Source organism: Lamprobacter sp., from assembly GCF_034860625.1.
Classification (GTDB): Bacteria; Pseudomonadota; Gammaproteobacteria; order Chromatiales; family Chromatiaceae; genus Lamprobacter.
Window position 1 is genome coordinate 1 of sequence record NZ_JAYESN010000385.1, and the last position, 2180, is coordinate 2180.

The following is a 2180-nucleotide window of genomic DNA, read 5'->3' on the forward strand; positions in this document are numbered from 1 at the left end:
GACTGCGCCCCGCAGAGTCGCATTTCAGACATCTTGAGCGGCCGGCGCGGCATCAGCAAAGAGATCGCTAAAAAGCTGGCTAAGCGGTTCCATGTGAGCGCGGCCCTGTTCTTGTGATTGCAGTTTTGGGTCATAACCCATCAAGCAGGCTCTTGCGACGCAACCTCGGCAGCCCGAAGCCGCCGATAGATGCCGAATGCGATCAAGAAATTGCTCACCGAAAGCAGGCTCTCGCTCGCACCATGCAGCCCATCGGCATGTGACAGGCTCGGCAGGCCAAGGCGCAGAGTGGCGATGCGCGTCGTGGTGATGGTGACCGCGACGAACATCAACAGGAACCAGAAGCCGAAGACAGTCAGCGCCGAAAACAGCACCCGATCCTGTCGATAGAGCACCAATAGCATCAGCAAGAACCCCAAGTAGACCAGGTTCGCCGCCGGCAACAGCGCTGCTGACCCCACCTCGCCAAACCACCATCTGAACAGGCCCCAAGCCAGCCCCAACGCCATCACCGCCGCGGCCGCGCTCCCGCGCGGGAATCGACCCTCAGGCAGCAACAGAAGCGTCGCAGACAACAGCGACAGACTGCCGATCAACGTCAGCAGCCGCGACAACGCGATCAGCCCATCCGCCCGGTCACCACTCAGATGGAAGCCCAGTACGGCCAGCCCGGCGAGCAGGTGCGGGATCATCGCGTAGGCGAACCAGCGCAGCCGCGGCCGCTCGATGCGGATCGCATAGCGACGCAACAGCAGGATGGCGACACCCCATTCGCTGACCGTCAGCAGGTGGATGATCCAGGTGGGTGCGGAGAGCAGCATGCGTCTAGTGTACGATCAGGTCATCACAGATGTCGCGGCGATCCGTGATCGATGCGCAAATGCCCGCAAAAGCCATGGAGCCAGACATCCCAGAATCGACCGGAAATTGGGCCCATATTTTGGACAATTTTGTCCCGCAATATCGGGTTTCCTTTAGCGCTACTCTTTGCAAATCAACTGCTTACCTGGCGAAATCGGCCGACCAAATGTCCAATTATTGAAATTGTCTTTTAAATTCAACCAATTGGAGCGTTTTTGGACAGTCGACCTGGGAGGTCTGGGAGCCGCCCTGAGGCCGTGAATTCGGTCATGGAGGAGGGCGAGCAACAGGCGGCGCTCTGTCGAGCGCGCAAACAGGACCGCTGTCGAGACGGAAGCCTGGTTTAACATTGATACTTTGAGCGGCAGATTGGTCACCTCGTACAAAAAAGATCCTTCAATGGAGGATTTCAAAACGCAGATGGCCAGAAAAGACTGGACGGTGACGGAGGTTGCAAGCGATGACGACACTCGAGCAAGCATTGAAAAGTTATCAGTACGGATTGGAGCACTTCTACCCCGGTGATGGCGAAGCGCACCTCATCAACGCACAGCGCCGTTACCTTGGAGAGCACATCCACGCGCTGACCGCGACACAAGTTCAAGCCATGCGCGCCACTGATGCCTTGGTCGCTAAGGCACTGCGCCAGTGCAAGGCACAAGGGTCCTGGGAGCAAGACAACCTCATCGACCTTCAGGAATACCTGAGCCAGGCGCACGAGCAAGCGGCATGACGACCATCGCCCATCTGCGACATCCAATCTCTAACGCCTGACTTGCACCCACCGCTAGCGCGGCCTCAGTGATCCCGATCCGCGCCAATCGGCGCCCCGATCAGTACTTCACCGGCTAATCAGCGTCGGCAAGACCGGCCTGAATCTCAGGCGGATAGAAGAACTGACCCATCTTGCTTTCTAAGACTGGGCTAATGCGCTGCTTTTTGCTCTTGGCGTTGGCTCGCCATTGCTGTACCTCCGCGATGAAATCCTCGATCAGCTGGTCAACCTCTATGAAAGGGCTTCGCTTGCCCAGCGTCAGCTGGCTCTAGCATCCAGGCATCCTCGGCGGCGCGGTCTTCCACATCAGCGCGATTTCTTCGGCGCTGAGTCCATAGGCCTGGTTCACCAGCTCAGCGATGCGCTTTTCCACCGCTTGGAGGTGGACCCTGCGGCTCCGTGCCGGCGCTGCATACTCTTCATGGACAGCCGCAAGCTCTGCTAAGGCCTTCGGCGACAAGCGCGCGGCGCCCTTGGGCCGACGTTTGCGCACCTCCAGGGTGAAGTCGTCAGCGGTCAGGTTGGCGTAATCGGTGAGCCTCTG

The 2180-nt window shown here is 58.9% G+C and carries 4 protein-coding genes; 2 read left to right on the plus strand and 2 right to left on the minus strand.

Annotated elements, in window-relative coordinates:
- Positions 1 to 21 precede the first annotated feature (21 nt).
- A complete protein-coding gene (locus VBE63_RS31660; protein WP_416274707.1) occupies positions 22 to 117 on the plus strand; it encodes a hypothetical protein in 96 nt (31 codons plus the stop codon).
- 23 nt (positions 118 to 140) lie between these two features.
- Here VBE63_RS31660 and VBE63_RS27870 read toward each other — a convergent pair whose 3' ends face one another.
- Positions 141 to 821, minus strand: a complete 681-nt coding sequence (locus VBE63_RS27870) for a DUF2499 domain-containing protein (protein ID WP_323686242.1) — start codon at positions 819 to 821, stop codon at positions 141 to 143.
- 500 nt (positions 822 to 1321) lie between these two features.
- Between VBE63_RS27870 and VBE63_RS27875 the strand changes: the two genes are divergently transcribed.
- The gene (locus VBE63_RS27875; protein ID WP_323686243.1) at positions 1322 to 1594 is read left to right on the plus strand and encodes a hypothetical protein; all 273 of its coding nucleotides are present in this window, start codon (positions 1322 to 1324) and stop codon (positions 1592 to 1594) included.
- A gap of 310 nt (positions 1595 to 1904) precedes the next feature.
- Here VBE63_RS27875 and VBE63_RS27880 read toward each other — a convergent pair.
- Positions 1905 to 2180 (minus strand): hypothetical protein (locus VBE63_RS27880; RefSeq protein ID WP_323686244.1); only part of this gene is annotated, 276 nt, incomplete at its 5' end.

Excerpts from the sequence above, each read along its gene's own strand:
- VBE63_RS27870 (WP_323686242.1), bottom strand. The coding sequence starts at position 821 with ATGCTGCTCTCCGCACCCACCTGGATCATCCACCTGCTGACGGTCAGC.
- VBE63_RS27875 (WP_323686243.1), top strand. The coding sequence starts at position 1,322 with ATGACGACACTCGAGCAAGCATTGAAAAGTTATCAGTACGGATTGGAG.